The sequence below is a fragment of the Brevibacillus sedimenti genome (assembly GCF_020923495.1).
In the GTDB taxonomy this organism is placed as follows: Bacteria; Bacillota; Bacilli; order Brevibacillales; family Brevibacillaceae; genus Brevibacillus; species Brevibacillus aydinogluensis.
This window is the reverse complement of record NZ_CP064048.1, coordinates 1,645,705-1,661,311: the sequence shown is the minus strand read 5'-3', so window position 1 is coordinate 1,661,311 and position 15,607 is coordinate 1,645,705. Positions and strand designations below refer to the sequence as shown.

At 57.7% G+C, this 15,607-nt stretch carries 12 protein-coding genes and 1 pseudogene; 3 read left to right on the top strand and 10 right to left on the bottom strand.

Features of this window, described 5'->3' with window-relative positions:
- Positions 1–106: 106 nt before the first annotated feature.
- Positions 107–955, bottom strand: coding sequence for an archaetidylserine decarboxylase (gene asd, locus IRT44_RS08180; RefSeq protein ID WP_230077724.1), 849 nt, complete (start codon positions 953–955; stop codon positions 107–109).
- A gap of 162 nt (positions 956–1,117) precedes the next feature.
- Here asd and IRT44_RS08175 point away from each other — a divergent pair, with 162 nt between their 5' ends.
- On the top strand, positions 1,118–2,029 hold the full coding sequence (locus IRT44_RS08175) for a diguanylate cyclase domain-containing protein (protein WP_171565242.1): 912 nt from the start codon (positions 1,118–1,120) through the stop codon (positions 2,027–2,029).
- A gap of 182 nt (positions 2,030–2,211) precedes the next feature.
- Here IRT44_RS08175 and pruA read toward each other — a convergent pair whose 3' ends face one another.
- From pruA to IRT44_RS08145, 6 genes and pseudogenes are all read right to left on the bottom strand, one after another.
- Positions 2,212–3,759 (bottom strand): L-glutamate gamma-semialdehyde dehydrogenase, encoded by a 1,548-nt coding sequence (pruA, locus tag IRT44_RS08170; RefSeq protein ID WP_230077723.1) that lies wholly within the window; start codon positions 3,757–3,759, stop codon positions 2,212–2,214.
- A gap of 336 nt (positions 3,760–4,095) precedes the next feature.
- Positions 4,096–5,166: a CamS family sex pheromone protein gene (locus IRT44_RS08165; RefSeq protein ID WP_212132182.1), complete on the bottom strand. Its 1,071-nt coding sequence runs from the start codon at positions 5,164–5,166 to the stop codon at positions 4,096–4,098.
- 59 nt (positions 5,167–5,225) lie between these two features.
- Positions 5,226–6,107 carry a WD40/YVTN/BNR-like repeat-containing protein gene (locus tag IRT44_RS08160; RefSeq protein WP_171565245.1) on the bottom strand — a complete coding sequence of 294 codons (882 nt, stop codon included), beginning with the start codon at positions 6,105–6,107 and terminating at the stop codon, positions 5,226–5,228.
- A 48-nt stretch (positions 6,108–6,155) separates the two neighbouring features.
- Entirely contained in the window at positions 6,156–8,183 is a 2,028-nt protein-coding gene (gene ligA, locus IRT44_RS08155; RefSeq protein WP_376717855.1) for an NAD-dependent DNA ligase LigA, read from the bottom strand.
- 33 nt (positions 8,184–8,216) lie between these two features.
- Positions 8,217–10,520: a DNA helicase PcrA gene (gene pcrA, locus IRT44_RS08150; RefSeq protein ID WP_212132183.1), complete on the bottom strand. Its 2,304-nt coding sequence runs from the start codon at positions 10,518–10,520 to the stop codon at positions 8,217–8,219.
- 220 nt (positions 10,521–10,740) lie between these two features.
- Positions 10,741–11,555, bottom strand: a pseudogene (locus tag IRT44_RS08145) (VanW family protein).
- Positions 11,556–11,699: 144 nt separating this feature from the next.
- On the opposite strand from IRT44_RS08145, the gene IRT44_RS08140 reads away from it, so the two are divergent.
- Together IRT44_RS08140 and IRT44_RS08135 are read left to right on the top strand one after the other, a co-directional pair.
- Positions 11,700–12,530, top strand: a complete 831-nt coding sequence (locus tag IRT44_RS08140) for a glycerophosphodiester phosphodiesterase (RefSeq protein ID WP_171565249.1) — start codon at positions 11,700–11,702, stop codon at positions 12,528–12,530.
- A gap of 306 nt (positions 12,531–12,836) precedes the next feature.
- The gene (locus IRT44_RS08135; protein WP_230077722.1) at positions 12,837–13,178 is read left to right on the top strand and encodes a hypothetical protein; all 342 of its coding nucleotides are present in this window, start codon (positions 12,837–12,839) and stop codon (positions 13,176–13,178) included.
- 223 nt (positions 13,179–13,401) lie between these two features.
- Here IRT44_RS08135 and IRT44_RS08130 read toward each other — a convergent pair whose 3' ends face one another.
- From IRT44_RS08130 to IRT44_RS08120, 3 genes are all read right to left on the bottom strand, one after another.
- The gene (locus tag IRT44_RS08130) at positions 13,402–14,103 is read right to left on the bottom strand and encodes a heptaprenylglyceryl phosphate synthase (RefSeq protein WP_171565251.1); all 702 of its coding nucleotides are present in this window, start codon (positions 14,101–14,103) and stop codon (positions 13,402–13,404) included.
- 18 nt (positions 14,104–14,121) lie between these two features.
- Positions 14,122–14,412 (bottom strand): YerC/YecD family TrpR-related protein, encoded by a 291-nt coding sequence (locus IRT44_RS08125; RefSeq protein ID WP_029100795.1) that lies wholly within the window; start codon positions 14,410–14,412, stop codon positions 14,122–14,124.
- 110 nt (positions 14,413–14,522) lie between these two features.
- On the bottom strand, positions 14,523–15,569 hold the full coding sequence (locus tag IRT44_RS08120; protein WP_230077721.1) for a DUF3048 domain-containing protein: 1,047 nt from the start codon (positions 15,567–15,569) through the stop codon (positions 14,523–14,525).
- Positions 15,570–15,607 lie beyond the last annotated feature (38 nt).

Sequence of the window (15,607 nt, the reverse complement as noted above, 5' to 3'; positions counted from 1 at the left end):
CAGTCAATTTCAGCCGGGATTTTTCGATTATGAGCGGAGATCATATGAAAAGACAAACAAACCCGAGAGCGTGCTCTCGGGCTTGCGTTTAGCATTCACTGCCTGGTTATTCGCTTGCTTTCAGTTGTGCCAGCTTTTGTCCCATCAGCACCGTGCTGCCGATGGAAACGTTGTCCGCCCATTCCAGCTGTCTGGATTCAAACAGCAGGATGACGGTGGACCCGAATTCAAACCAGCCCAGTTCGTCTCCCTTGTCGAGACAGGGCTCTCCCTGGATCGGACCGCTCGTCTGCCGGCCGTGTTTGACGTTGGTCGTGGCGGTGTTGTACACGACTTTTACGCTGCCGACAAACAGGGCACCCACCTTGACCAGCGCGACGCAGCCCATCTGTTCCGTCTTCATGTAGGTGACGAGGCGCTCGTTGCGGGCGAACAGCCTGTCGACGTGTTCAATCCCCAGTTGGTTGACCGGATACAGGCGCCCCGGCACGTACGTGTAGCGGAGCAGTTTGCCTGTCACCGGCATGTGGATGCGGTGATAGTCACGCGGACTCAAGTAGATCGTGATGAACCTGCCGCCGTAGAAGCGTTCCGCCATTTCCGGAGCGTCGCCCAACAGCTCGGCAAGGCTGTACTGCTTGCCTTTGGCCTGAATCAGCGTCCCCTCGCGAATGTCCCCCATTTGCGATACCGTTCCGTCCACGGGGCTGATGACGACATCCGTTCCCGGAGCAATCGGACGGGCCCCCGGTTTCAGGCGGCGCGTAAAAAATTCCTTCAGCGTGCGATATTCATGAACCGGCTTTTCCATAATGGTCGGATCGATCTTGTAATGGCGGATGTAATGGCGAATCGCCAGCCGGCTGAAACGGGATGCGGTGATTTTCCCCATCGTCCGCGACAGCGCATTCTGCGGCAGGCGGTGTATCAAGCCGGGAAGCAGCTTCTTACGCATATGACAACTCCTCATGGTTCCGTTCAAAGGTCATAACCCTACTGTACCATTTCTTTACACGGGCCGTAAAGCCCGGACTCCGACCATGGTCTCATCATTTTGAGGTGGGCGATTGCTATACTATAATGGCGGTACAAGCTTACCTACAGGAGAGACCGGGGCATGGGACAACAAGACATTGAGGTGCTGATCAATCAGTACGGCAGCGTGCTGACCCGTTTTTTTGAACATATGTCCGATATGGTATTTCTCATGGCAGTCGAAGAAGGACCACGTTTTCGCTACGTGCTGATGAACCCGGCCGCCATGCAGGCGGCTGGTCTGACGGAAGCGGCATACGGAAAGCTGATCGAAGAGGTCAATCCGGAAGAAAAGGCAGCCGTCCTCAACAGCATGTACCGGCAGGCGGTGGCGAGCGGAACGGCAACCCATTTCACCACCTACGGCGAACTCGTCGGTGAAACCATCCTCACCCCGATCTGCGACAGCAATGGCGTTTGCACCCACGTGTTTGCCGTGACGCGGGACATCACTGAACGCAAAAAACTGGAATCACAGCTGGCGCACATGGCGTACCACGACATGCTCACCGGCCTTCCCAACCGACGCTTGCTGCTGGATCGCATGCAGCAGGCCATCGCCAAGGCAAAGCGTTCGAATCAACTCCTGGCCGTCTTGTTCCTCGACTGTGACAACTTCAAGGATATCAACGACACCTGGGGCCACGACGTCGGCGACCAGTTTTTGCAGGTGATGGCCAAACGCCTGACATCGTGCGTACGGGATGTGGACACGGTCGCCCGCCTCGGCGGCGATGAATTCGTTATCCTGCTGACATCCCTGGAATCGGAGACAGAGGCGGCCAAAGTGGCAGCCCGCATCCTGGACGTGCTCCAGCAGCCGTGGTTGATTGCCAAGCAACAGTTTTCCATCACCACCAGCATCGGTATCGCCTTCTTTCCCCACGACGGCACTGACACGGATCAACTGCTGCGCCACGCGGACCAGGCTCTGTACAAGGCCAAGAGCAGCGGGCGAAACAACTATCGCTTCTACTCCCCATCCAAAAAGTAACATGAACAATCACAGAGACATCATTGAAAATGCCAAAATTTTTGGCATCTATGCAAAATAAATGGTCACCAGCCACTCTTTCGTCCGTTTTTCAACGGGCTTGTTTTATTTGCGGGCGAAAAGAGCGGCTGGAGCAGCAAAAAGGCTGCCCCGTATGGGGGCAGCCTTTGTCGTCTCGTTGATTACAGTTTTTCGGAAACAAGTTTGGCCTGCGTAAACAGCAGCAGGTAGTCCGGACCGCCCGCTTTGGAGTCCGTACCGGACATGTTGAAGCCGCCGAACGGATGCACGCCAACCAGAGCACCAGTGCACTTGCGGTTGAAGTACAGGTTGCCCACGTGGAATTCGGTGCGTGCTTTTTCCAGATGCGCGCGATTGCGGCTGATTACGGAGCCGGTCAGGCCGTACTCGGTGTTGTTGGCGATTTCCAGCGCGTGGTCAAAGTCACGTGCCTTGGTAAAGGCCACCACCGGACCGAAGATTTCTTCCTGCATGATGCGCGCCTGCGGATCAACATCGGCAAATACGGTCGGCATGATGAAGTAGCCGCTGTCCGGTCCTTTTTCGCCGCCGACCATCAGCTTGCCTTCCTGTTTACCGATCTCGATGTATTCGAGAATCTTGTTGTATGCTTTTTCGTCAACAACCGGACCGGTGAAGAATTCCGGATTGCGAACATCGCCGACGGTGAGCTGTTTCGTCAGCTCCACGACGCGGTTCAGCACCTGGTCATATACATCCTGGTGAACGATCGCCCGGGAGCATGCGGAACATTTTTGACCGGAGAAGCCAAACGCGGATGTCACGATGGCTTGCGCCGCCAGTTCCAGATCGCAGTCGTTGTCTACGATGATGGAGTCTTTACCGCCCATCTCGGCAACGAGGCGCTTGATCCATTTTTGGCCCGGACGGTGTTTGGCCGCCAGTTCATTAATGCGCAGGCCCACATCGCGGGAACCGGTAAAGCTGATGAAGCGGGTCAGCGGATGCTCCACGAGGAAATCGCCGATTTCGCTGCCGGAACCAGGCACGAAGTTGACGACACCCGCCGGAACGCCTGCGTCTTCCAGGATTTCCATGAACTTCGCAGCGATGACCGGCGTGGTGGATGCCGGCTTCAGCACAACCGTGTTGCCCGCTACGATTGCAGCCGTGGTCATGCCCACCATGATCGCCAGCGGGAAGTTCCACGGCGGGATCACGATGCCAACGCCCAGCGGGATGTAGTACAGTTCGTTGTCTTCGTCCGGAATGCGGGTCAGCGGATGGCGTTGAGCCAGTTTGTCCATTTGGCGTCCGTAGTATTCCATGAAGTCGATCGCTTCCGCCGTGTCAGCGTCGGCTTCTGCCCAACTCTTGCCTGCTTCCTTGACCAGCCACGCAGAAAATTCGTGTTTGCGGCGGCGCAGAATGGCAGCTGCTTTGTAGAGGTAGCGGGAACGCGCTTCCGCCGGAACAGCTTTCCAGCTCTCAAAGGTTTGAGCGGCAACCTGAATCGCTTTTTCCGCCAGGGCCTGATCGGCCTGGGAAACGATCCCGATCACTTGTTCTTTATTGGAAGGGTTGATGGAGCTGGATTTCTTTTCCGTTTTGATGCGCTCGCCGCCGATGATCAGATCGTACTCGCGGCCCAGCTCGCTTTCCACTTTGGCAAGCGCTTCTTCAAACGCCTTCTTGTTCTCCGGCAAGCTAAAATTGGTAAACGGCTCGTTTTTGAATTCCACTTGCATCTGTGACGCCTCCTTATCATGTTCTCCAAATTGTCATCACAAATTATATGCAAGGATCATACCAACCTTGTACGACCTGCAGACCACTATAGTGTTTGCATTTTTACCGAAAAGCAACAGTCCGTAAATGGAATTGGATATGAACAAAAATGTGCAATTATCTGAACACACGTAGACAAAAGTGTCTCCTTATTTACTTCACTTGATATCTTCATCATGATGAAGTTGCTGCTTGCGAAAACAGAAGCCGGTCATCCCCGTATACGCGGGAAAACCGGCTTTTTCATTTTCATATATGAAGTATTTCTCGCTTTCTTGCCAATAGACAGGACGTTTTTACTGACGATAGATGTGCATGTACGGCTCTCCGCTGGCCGGCCGGATGTAAATCGCCAACGGCCGGTTGATCGACTGCACGTACAGATTGACGTGCACGCTTTTGTCAAACGCCTCATCAATCGCAGCTGCAGCAAATTGTGTGAACTGCAGCACCTCTGTTCGTGAATCGTACTCGGCTGTTGCGGTAATGGTGAGTTCCGTCAACTTGCCGCCCATGAATCGACCAAGTCCGGTCATGCCGATGTATTCTCCGAAGAAGTTTTGCGTTTGCCGCTTAAACTTGTCGAACTGCAGCGATTGCTGTGCATAATTTTTCTCCGCAACATCGCTGGGGAACAGGAAGTATTCCTCGTTAATGGGCTGCCATTTGGAAATGGCAGTCTCATTGGCGTTTACGGTTCCCGACATGATGAAATGGCCCGGCACCAGCGTCGAGTTTTTGTCCGGCACCTGGTAGAGCGCGAGCACGATCGGGATCTGCGGATTGTCTGCGCGGACCGCCTGCACGATGCGGGCGGCCACCTGCTGCCCTTTGGCGCGCAGTTCATCCGTATTGTAGGTCTTCTCCTTGCCCGTCGCGTCCATGTAGATCGGCGACAGGGAGATGCCGAGCACCATGCCGGCCAACTGCTTCTGCTGCTTCTCCAGATAGTCGTGCTCCAGCACATTGACGAGCAAGCCCGTCTTCTTTTTTCCGTCCGGGGCTTTGATATTGTACTGCGCAATCCATTCGCTGACCTGTTCCGCTTTTATCTGCTGCCCTTCCTGAAACAGGTACTCGTCCGTGGGAAACGTATCACGGGCAATTTCCATCAACCCCAGCTCCAGACGGCTGAAATCGATCCGGTAGCTGTTTCCTGCCAGCATGCCGCGTGTCTGGTTGGGTTTGTAAGGAACGATGCTCCCGTAGTAATCTTCCGACACCGCCACCACCGAAGTGATGGTGGGATTGGGCGGCAGGTTGTTTTTCTGGCCGCCCCCGGGCCAAAACGAGCAGCCCGCTGTGACAACCGACAGGAGTGCCGTCAACGCCAGTGAATAGAACTTGGACTGTTTTTTCATTTTCATAACCAGTACTCCCTTGTATTTGCAAACAGGCATAACGCCCTTGTTTCTCGCCTGGGTGGTCAGTTCCACTTCGTCCACTTGTCATCAGTGAGTGCGTACACAAAGGCAGATTCGCCGATGCCCACCCACCTGTACGGGCCTGCTCCGGGCGCAACCACGATCAGCTTTTCCGGAGCCTTGGCCGCAAGCGGTCGCCACTCTCCGTCCTCTTTTTCCATGATGCCCTGTTCGGTGGCTACCGCCAGTATCCCCGTCGTCCGGTCGACGGCCAGACAGTAAATCTGCTGCACATTCGGTACCGTTTCCGTGTACCACTGCCCGCTCTCGTGATAGAGCAGATTGTATTGCGCAGCCACGTACAGGCGGTCTTCCAGCGGATTGTAATCCATCGCGTACACTTCCTGATCCAGCGGCAGCCACATCTTCCACTGGTCACCCTCGTCAGACGACTGGTAAATGCCCTCGCCGGTGACAAAGGCAAACAACCGGATCTGGTCACCCTCACGTGTGCCGATAAAACTGCGAATATTGGCCGGCTTGGGAAGCCCTTCGTCCGCCCGATTCCACGTCTCTCCCCCGTCTGTGGAGCGCATGACCCCGTCACTTCCGGCCATGAAGATCTGCCGTGGGTTCTGCGGATCGACATACCAGCCCGCTACGTCCTCCTGCTCCAACTGCGGGAAGAGAAGTCCCCACAAACCGCCGCCGGCCGAGCTGTACAGACCGGAGTGGGTCCCCACCCAGACCTGCCGGGCATCCGCTGTCATCGCCAGGTTGTGCACCACTTCCCCTTTTTGCAGAACGTCTTGGTAGGTCAAGTCACCCGGTATGGCGGCCGCTGTCACTGCAGGGGTCACCGGCTTGCTCCGCTCGTTCTCGCTGCAGCCTGCCAGAAGCGCCAGCGCCGTTATGACCATTCCCGCACGCAGCAAGCGATACATGCTTACCACACCCTTTCCCGTTCTCAAACACAGGTGGCCGCTGTATGGCTACTTGTTGTTCCCTTCCAAAAGCTGCAAAAAGCCGGCCTCGTCCATGACGGCCACACCCAGTTTTTCCGCTTTTTCCAGTTTGGAGCCTGCCTTTTCACCGGCAATGACCAGGTCGGTCTTTTTGCTGACACTGCCCGTCACTTTGCCGCCCAGGCGCGTTATCGCTTCTTCCGCTTCCTGGCGGGTCATGCTGGACAGCGTGCCGGTGAGGACAATCGTTTTACCGGCCAGCGGCAGGTCGGCTCCGCTTTCCGCCCGTACGCCCTTGTAGGTCATGTTGACGCCTGCCGCCTTCAGCCGTTCGATCACTGCTTCGGCCTGCGGCTGCCGGAAGTAGTTGACGAGGCTGGCAGCCATTTTCGGTCCGATCTCGTTGATCTGCGTCAGTTCTTCCTCACTGGCGCGCATGATGGCGTCCATGTCGCCGAAGTGTTCGGCCAGGACGCGCGCCGCCTTGGCTCCGACGAGGCGGATGCCGAGGCCAAACAGCAGCCGCTCCAGCGAGTTTTCCTTGCTGGCTTCGATTGCCGCCAGCAGGTTGTCGACCGACTTTTCGCCCATCCGCTCCATGCCGAGCAGCACGTCCCGCTGCTGGTGCAGATAGTAGAGGTCGGCGACGCTGTGAATGATGCCGGCGTTAAACAGCTGGGCCACCACTTTCTCTCCGAGCCCCTCGATGTTCATCGCCTGCCGGGAAACGAAGTGGATGATGCCTTCGCGAATCTGCGCCGGACACATCGGATTGATGCAGCGCAGGGCCACCTCATCGTCCAGGCGAACCAGTTCGCTGCCGCATTCCGGACAGTGCGTCGGCATGGAAAACGGCACTTCCCCGCCGGTTCGCCGTTCGGGCAGGACGGCCACAATCTCGGGGATGATGTCCCCCGCCTTCTTGACCACCACGTGGTCGCCGATCAACAGCCCCTTTTCCCGGATGATGTCCTCGTTGTGCAGGGAAGCCCGTTTGACCGTCGTTCCCGCCAGGCTGACCGGCTTCAGCAGGGCGGTCGGAGTGACTGTCCCCGTGCGGCCCACGGACACCTCGATGCCCTCCAGAATCGTGACCGCCTCTTCCGCCGGGAATTTGTAGGCGATCGCCCAGCGCGGGCTTTTGGCGGTAAAGCCCAGTTCCTGCTGCTGGGCGTAGCTGTCCACCTTGATCACCATGCCGTCGATGTCGTACGGCAGGTTCCGCCGCTTGTCCGTCCAGCCGTGGACGAATTCGATCACATCCTCGATGTTGTCAAACACCCGTCGCTCCGGGTTGACCTTGAAGCCCAGCGACTCCAGCAGGTTAAGCCCTTCGCTGTGCGACTCCACGCTCTCCCCCTGCAGCTCGCCGATGCTGTAGATAAACGTGTCCAGTTGGCGGGACGCGGCAATTTTCGGATCGAGCTGGCGCAGCGAACCGGCCGCCGAGTTGCGCGGGTTGGCAAACAGCGCTTCCCCCCGCTCTTCCCGCTCCCGGTTCAGCTTTTCAAACGCGCTGCGCGGCATGTACGCCTCGCCCCGCACCTCCAGTGTCAGCGGCCGGGTCAAGCGCAGCGGGATGGACCGGATCGTCCGGAGATTCTGCGTGATGTCCTCTCCGGTGGTGCCGTCACCGCGGGTCGCCCCCTTGACGAACAAGCCGTTTTCGTAGTGCAGGGAGACGGCCAGCCCGTCGATTTTCAGCTCACAGACGTAGTGGACGGTCTGGCTGCCCACCGTCTGCCGCACGCGCCGGTCAAAGTCGCGCAGGTCCTCGTCGTCAAACGCGTTGCTCAGGCTGAGCATCGGCGTCTTGTGCACCACTTTTTCAAAAAAGGGCAGCGGTTCGCCCCCGATCCGCTGTGTCGGCGAATCGGGCGTCACCATGTCCGGGAACAGGTCTTCCAGATCCTGCAGTTCCCGCATGAGCATGTCGTATTCCTGGTCCGTAATTTCCGGTCGGTCCTCTACGTAATACAGACGGTTATGCCGCTCGATTTGTTCCCGCAGTTCGCGAATTCGTGCTTCTGCCGTCAATCGGTCCATCTCATTCATCCTTTGCTATACCGTTTCATATTTCACTTTTTGTTAAGCTCGTTCAATCGGGGCAAACTTAGCCAGCAGTTTCTTGATGCCGATCGGGCTGGGGAAGGCGATGTCCAGCTCCATGTCGTCTCCGCTTCCCTTCACCTTGACCACTGTTCCGATGCCCCATTTTCCGTGCTTCACCTTTTCGCCCACTTTCCAGTCGATACCTGCGGCCGCGCCGTGACCCGGCAGCTTGGCCGCAGACTGCGCAGGCCGGCCAAACGGCGAGGCACCCGTCCGCATGCCTGTCGCGGATCGCAGCCCCGTCTGTGTCTGCGCGCCAAACGGCCGACCAGCCGCTTCCCGCTGGCCGAACACCCCGATACGGGCAAAGCGTCCCTCGATCACCGGGCTGCCGTCCAATAGTTCTGCGGAAATTTCCTGCAAAAAGCGGGAAGGGGGATTGTTCGTGGTCCGGCCAAACAGGGTGCGCATCCGGGCGCAGGTCAGGTAGAGGCGCTCTTCCGCCCGGGTGATGCCGACGTAGGCGAGGCGGCGCTCCTCCTCCATTTCCCCTTCGTCAAACAGCGCCCGGCTGTGCGGAAACACCCCTTCCTCCATGCCGACCAGAAAGACCACGGGGAACTCCAGCCCCTTGGCGCTGTGCAGGGTCATCAGCACGACCTGGCCTTCCGCGGAGGGGTCTTCTTCTGCTGTCCCGTCCTCCGTCAGCGTGTCAATGTCGGCAATCAGCGCCAGGTCGGTGAGGAAGGCGAGCAGGCTCTTGTCGTCGTTTTTCCGCTCAAACTCCTGGGTAACGGACAACAGCTCCTCAATGTTTTCCAGACGGGCGGTCGCCTCCAGCGTCTTCTCCTCTTTCAAAGCCTCCCGGTAGCCGGTCCGCTTCAGCACCTCTTCCACCAGCTCTGTCACCGTCAGGTAATCGGTCATCTGCATCAGGTTGGTGATCAGCTCGTTAAAGGCGAGGATGGCGTTGGTCGTGCGCGTCGGCAGCCCCATGTAGCCCACTTCCTGAATCGCACCGTAAAGCGACAGGCCGTGCGCGCTGGCGTAGTTCTGCAGTTTTTCCACGGTCGTCTCCCCGATGTTGCGCTTTGGCACATTGATGATCCGCGCCAGGCTGATGTCATCGTCGGGGTTGGAGATGACCCGCAGATAGGCGAGAATGTCCTTGATTTCCTTGCGATCGTAGAATTTCGTGCCGCCCACGATCGTGTACGGAATGTTCGATTTGATAAACACTTCCTCGACCACGCGGGACTGGGCGTTGGTCCGGTAGAGCACGGCGAACTTGTCGTAGCGCTTGTAGGCGGGCATCAGCTTGTTGATCGTGTCCACGATGAAGTACGCCTCGTCGTGCTCGGAATCACCCTGATAGCAGCCGATCTTTTCCCCGGTCGGATTTTCCGTCCAGAGCTTTTTCTCCTTGCGCATGACATTGTGGGCGATTACCTGGTTGGCCGCCTGCAAAATCGTCTTGGTGGAGCGGTAGTTTTGCTCCAGTTTGATCATTTTCGCTTCCGGATAGTCCTTTTCAAAGTTCAAAATGATGGAAATGTCCGCGCCGCGCCACTTGTAAATGCTCTGGTCGGCGTCCCCGACGCAGCAGACGTTGCGGTAGCGGTCGGCCAGCATGGAAATCAGCATGTACTGGGCCCGGTTGGTGTCCTGGTACTCGTCCACATGGATGTAGCGGAACTTTTTCTGGTAGTATTCCAGCACTTCCGGCACTTCCTTGAACAACCGGACCGTCGTCATGATCAGGTCGTCGAAGTCCAGCGACTGGTTGCTCTTCAGCTTTTTCTGGTACGCCTCGTACACCCTGGCCACGACCTGGCTGTACGGATCGGCCGCCCGTTTGGCGTACGCCGCCGGGTCCGTCAGCTCGTTTTTCGCTCCGCTGATTGCCGCCAGGATGGCGCGCGGTTCGTATTTCTTCGGATCGAGATTCAATTCCTTGAGGCATTGCTTGATGACGGACAGCTGGTCGCCCGCGTCAAGAATGGAGAAGCTGCGGCTGATCCCCAGGCGGTCGATGTCCCGCCGCAATATCCGCACGCACAGCGAGTGGAACGTCGAGATCCAGATGTCCTCCGCTCCCGCGCCGACGATGGACGCCACGCGGCTCTGCATTTCCCGCGCCGCCTTGTTGGTGAAGGTAATGGCGAGGATGCTCCACGGCGCCACCTGTTTTTCGCTGATCAGGTAGGCGATGCGCTGGGTCAGCACCTTGGTCTTGCCGCTGCCCGCACCCGCCAGAATCAGCACCGGCCCCTCCGTGGTCAGGACCGCTTCCCGCTGCTGCGGATTCAGTCCAGCTAAAATTCGGTCAATTGTTGCCATATGTATACGTCCACCTTTCTTGCCTGTCAAAGCGCTCCCGAACGAAAGCATATGTTCCTATTTTCGCACAGATCGAAGGCAAGTTCCAGTTGAATCCGATCCCTCGCTCATGCAATCCCTGCCAACGGAAAGACCGCCGTACCCGCGCAGGAGCAGCGGCGGTCCTTTTCATGGCGCATCCAATATCACCGGCAGTCCATAACGTCCCCTCGCATCGCTGTCAGCGGGATTGCTGGGACGACAGCAGCGGTTCGTACATCATCATCGCGCGATTTTCCGCGATAAATTCGTCATCGAGCCATTCTCCGTCCAGCGTGTACACCCGGCGGTGCAGGACATTGGTTCGCTCGTAGCCTCCCCAGATGGCCGGGGTAATGGCATGCTCCTTTTCGTACACTTCGTACCGCCGCGTGGGAGGGTATTCGGCTCTCCACTCGCCGACGAGGTGAGTGTCGGTGAGAAACACGTGCAGCTGGAACGATTGCTGAGTCTGGTTGGCGATTTGCAGATCGAGGTAGTTGTAAAAACAGGTGGCCCCGCTGCCGAACGGCTGGGTCCGGTTGGCGTCGGGAAACACGTCATAGCCGTGCCGATGCCGCTCCGTGACCGTCAGCGGAGTGTGCAGGGTCATCCAGTATACAAGGTTGGACAGCTGGCACAGTCCTCCCCCCACACCGGATATGACGCGGCCGTGTGACAACAGCATGCCCTCCACGTACCCTTTCCTACGCGTCGGCTTGCCGATCAGCCGCCAAGCCAATAGGAAAAGGTTTCCCCGGGACGAACGATCACCCCGTTCAGCCGTTCGGCAGCCAGGCGCAGATTGATGATTTTGTTGTGCTGCATCCACATGTCCACATTCTTGAGCCGACGCAGGAGCGGCGTCTGATGACGGATGTGCAGATGGGGCAAGAGTTCGCTTTGCTTTTCACGCGAATACTGCTTTCCCCCCAGCAGCCACTCTGCGTACCGTTTCAGGCGGTAGAAGCACACTCCCGCCGCCAGCCGCAACCGACTTCGCGCAACAGGTCTCATTTGCTACCTTCCTTTCCGGCAACTCTTTGGATCATGCACACACGATTACGGATTCGTGTGTGAACAGAATGGGCGATACATTTCTTCCCCCTGCAACCAAAGACCCGCACATTCACATACTGATAATCTAGGGAGGAGATGCGCATGTTTCGCACGGGAATCACCTTGTCCGCCACCCTGTTGACGGCGCTGCTTCAGCCGGCTGCCGTTTTGACCGTCGCATCCGATTTTTCGTACCACCGGACGGAAACGATCGCACACCGGGGGGCTTCCGGCTACGCACCGGAGAACACCATGGCCGCGTTTCGCAAGGCGGTGGAGATGAAGGCGGATTACATCGAGCTTGACGTGCACGTCAGCAAGGACGGTCATCTCGTGGTCATCCACGACAATACGGTCGATCGGACGACCAACGGCACCGGCCGCGTAGGCGCCCTCACCCTCAAGGAGATGCTCAGGCTGGATGCGGGCCGTTTCTTCCACTCCGCCTTTGCCGGGGAACCGATCCCTACCCTTGACCAGGTGCTGGACGAATTCCGCGGCAAAATCGGCATCCTGATCGAGCTGAAGTCGCCGGAGCTGTATCCCGGTGTAGAAAGCAAGGTGGCCGACGCCCTGCAGAAGCGCGGCATGGATAAGGCACGCAGCGCAAAGGTTATCGTGCAGTCCTTCCATTTTGAATCGCTGAAACGGTTTCACAAGCTCCTGCCGGACATACCGATCGGTGTGCTGACCAACAAGGCGAGTCATTTGACAGACGCGATGCTGGACGAGTTTGCGACCTACGCCAACTACGTGAACCCCAGCCGCAATCTGGTGACCGCCGATCTGACCGACCGCATCCACGAACGCGGCATGCAGGTCTTCGCCTGGACCGTGCGCAAACGGGCCGAGGTGAATCCGCTGCTGATTGCGGGCGTTGACGGCATCATTACCGACTTTCCGGATTATGTGCCCTCCAGCCATCGCAGATAAGCGCCATCTGCCACACCCGGCGTCGGGCAAAGCAGACAAAGGGTCGCCCCACGGAATACGGGCGCCCTTTTTTTGGTGCCGGACGGCATTTTGTCTAGTTCATAATCGGCACTTCCCCAATGGAAACACACAGATTTTGGCCGTTTGCCGTTTACCAACATCGTAACACAAAAGTTTGTTGATTATTGGAATTTTTTCCACATTTTCAGGTGAAATAAAAAACCATTTCGCGAGTCCGGCTATCTAATAAATGGGAGGAAGGAGGCAACGAGATGACAGATTTCATCGAGAAGGCAAAAAAAGGAGATGGTGAGCGGACGTTTCTCGTACAAAATCGAACAGGCCCGGATCGTCGGCAAGGAAGAGCGCATGCAGACCGCGATGACAAAGGCTGATCAGGAATTGGTCGAACCGGAAAAGCAATTTTCGCCAGGAACGGCTTACCTTGTCTATCAACGAACGGATCGTCCGGATATGGAATCCCATTACTACCAACAAAAGAGCCTGGTCATTGCCGATTTGTCCGCATTCCAGGACCAGTTGGGCCTGTTTGCAGAGATTCCGGAAGTATTGGCGGGCGGTTACCGATTTGTCGAAGGGTCACTGGACTTTGAAATAGACCGAGCGGGTTACGATGAGCTCCTTTGACGACCTGCCCAGCGGAAAAACGAAAGACGCGGGAAAAACAGGGGGCACAAGTCTCACTTCGTCGAAACACCCAGATGTTTGCCCCCTGCCCGCGTCACGTCTTGGAGCGGACATCATCCACTTCTTTGCTGGGCGTCAAGAGAGCGAGCGGGCCCGATCACCCATGCGCCATGGACTTTGTCTACAAACTGAAAGGAGACTCATCAATGAGTCTCCTTTTCCCTTACCGCTGCTTCTGCACGCCTTTGACAGCGGCAACCGTCGCGAGCGCCGCCTGCAAGTCGTCGTAGATCACGTTGCCCACCACGACCGTGTCGGCGATCGCCGCCATCTCCGCCGCCTGCTGCGGTGTGCGGATGCCGCCGCCGTAAAACAGATGCGCCCCTTCGGCTCCCGCCCGGCACGCCCGGACCAGTTCCGGGTCGCCGTAGGTGCCGCTGTACTCCACATAGACGATGGGCAGGCGGCAAATGTTTGCCGCCACCTGGGCATATGCTTTGGCCTCGTCGCTGTCTGCGATTGGGCGGGCCTTGGTCAACTGCGCCACGCTAGCCTCGGGGTTGGCGATCAGGTAGCCTTCCGTGAAGATCTCTTCCCAGTGGATGTAGGAACCGTACGCCTTCAGGCCGGAGACATGCGGCGCAAAGATCCAGTCCGGATCGCCCGCGTTGAGCACCAGTGGTATGAAATAGGCGTCAAAGCCGGGCACTACCGCATCCAGCGAGGAGATTTCCAACACGGCCGGGACCGCGTAGCGGCGGACCCGTGCCATCAACTCCAGCGTGTTGTCGTACGTCACGCCATAGGTGCCGCCGACGATGATCGCATCCGTCCCCGACTCGCACAACGCTTCCAATGCCTCGTCGCCAATCGTTTTGTCCGGGTCCAGTTTGAAGGTATGGCGCCAGCCACGATAGTCAATCACCGATGTCTGCCTCCCACTCTACTTGCCGATCCGCTCCAGCGCCAGTTGGTAGCCGTCGTTGCCGTAGTTCAGACAGCGCTTCACACGGGAGATGGTCGCCGTGCTCGCTCCTGTCTCCGCTTCGATCTGGTTGTACGTGTACCCCTTGCGCAGCATGCGGGCCACTTCCAGGCGCTGCGCCAGCGACTGCATTTCGTTCACGGTACAGAGATCGTCGAAAAAGCGATAGCACTCCTCGATGGTTTCCAGGGAGAGAATCGCTTCAAAAAGCTGCTCGATCCCTTTGCCTTTCAATTTTTCCAATTGCATCACAATCACCCCATCATTTCGCAGGGAATGTTTTTCACTGTAAAATTTTCAAGCACTAAAGCCCTAAGGCTATTCTAATCTTAGAAGATATGGCGCCACTTCGCAAGCCCTTATTGGTATTTCACATAGTGGGACAGCGATGGTGCGTTGGGGACGATCTCCACCCACGTGTTGCCCGGCAGCAGCGGCAGTTCCTTGGTCATGGCCGCGTCCTCATACGCGCGAATGATGCCGCCCTGCCGCTTCCACTTGATCTTGCGCGCCATTCCCTGTTCAAACAGATAGCCGTCACCCGGGCCGACTACATCCACCTGGCGCCGTCCTTCCTTGTCCAGCACGCGGTGTCGGGCGGCGATAACCAGCACGTTGGTGGCGGATAACTGCTCGCCGGTTGTCAGGTCGAGGTGCGGCTTGCCGTCGGTCAGACGCAGGTATTTTTTCTTTTCATTGTCGTACTGAAAAGCTGCCTTGTTCAGGCGATGGAACGTGATGTCGATCTGACTGGCCGGCTCTCCCCCGGTAATCTCAGCATCAGCCGGCAAAAAGGACATCCGCGGCAGATCGCTGTTCGTCCGCATGCCCTTGTCGCGGATCGCCTGCTCGATCAGGTCGGGCTTGGTGTAGAGATTATGCGGCGGGTTGCGAAACGTTTCCCGCCAAAAATAACGGCCGTTGGGAATCTCGTCCAGATGACTGTAGTCGGAACGTGCCAGCGTCGCCAGTGCTTCCGGGCTGCCGCCCGCGTGTACGAGCACGGCGTCCAGGCCGACGCCAATCTCGATAAAATACTGGCGAATGCTGCGTACCGGGCCGATCACGTCCGGCCGCTGGCTGTGAAAGACAGCGAGAAAACGGGTCATTTCCCCCTCCGCCAGCACCTCGTACACCAGGTCTGCCTGATTCAACCCGGACTGCGGACGCGCAGCCGGCGCGTTGTTGATCATCACCATGATCGGCCGCTGTTCCAGCTTCACCGGGCTTCCCAGACCGGTAAACGGGGCGGTGTAAGCGTATTTCGGCTGTTCGGTCGGAGGTGTTTCTACATGGGGAGCGGGCGGTTGCTCCGGCTGGGGCGTGGTGTCGCCCGGTTTTCCGGTACACGCCGTGAGCAGCGCCAGAGTCAGCAGCGTCAACATGAATGGTGTGCGTCTTCGCATGGGAGCGCTCCTTTCCAGTTTTCTCATTGCCTTCCTCT

Excerpts from the sequence above, each read along its gene's own strand:
- IRT44_RS08135 (WP_230077722.1), top strand. The coding sequence starts at position 12,837 with ATGGTGAGCGGACGTTTCTCGTACAAAATCGAACAGGCCCGGATCGTC.
- IRT44_RS08125 (WP_029100795.1), bottom strand. The coding sequence starts at position 14,412 with ATGCAATTGGAAAAATTGAAAGGCAAAGGGATCGAGCAGCTTTTTGAA.
- ligA (WP_376717855.1), bottom strand. The coding sequence starts at position 8,183 with ATGAATGAGATGGACCGATTGACGGCAGAAGCACGAATTCGCGAACTG.
- IRT44_RS08175 (WP_171565242.1), top strand. The coding sequence starts at position 1,118 with ATGGGACAACAAGACATTGAGGTGCTGATCAATCAGTACGGCAGCGTG.
- IRT44_RS08160 (WP_171565245.1), bottom strand. The coding sequence starts at position 6,107 with ATGTATCGCTTGCTGCGTGCGGGAATGGTCATAACGGCGCTGGCGCTT.
- pruA (WP_230077723.1), bottom strand. The coding sequence starts at position 3,759 with ATGCAAGTGGAATTCAAAAACGAGCCGTTTACCAATTTTAGCTTGCCG.
- pcrA (WP_212132183.1), bottom strand. The coding sequence starts at position 10,520 with ATGGCAACAATTGACCGAATTTTAGCTGGACTGAATCCGCAGCAGCGG.
- IRT44_RS08165 (WP_212132182.1), bottom strand. The coding sequence starts at position 5,166 with ATGAAAATGAAAAAACAGTCCAAGTTCTATTCACTGGCGTTGACGGCA.
- IRT44_RS08120 (WP_230077721.1), bottom strand. The coding sequence starts at position 15,569 with ATGCGAAGACGCACACCATTCATGTTGACGCTGCTGACTCTGGCGCTG.
- asd (WP_230077724.1), bottom strand. The coding sequence starts at position 955 with ATGCGTAAGAAGCTGCTTCCCGGCTTGATACACCGCCTGCCGCAGAAT.
- IRT44_RS08140 (WP_171565249.1), top strand. The coding sequence starts at position 11,700 with ATGTTTCGCACGGGAATCACCTTGTCCGCCACCCTGTTGACGGCGCTG.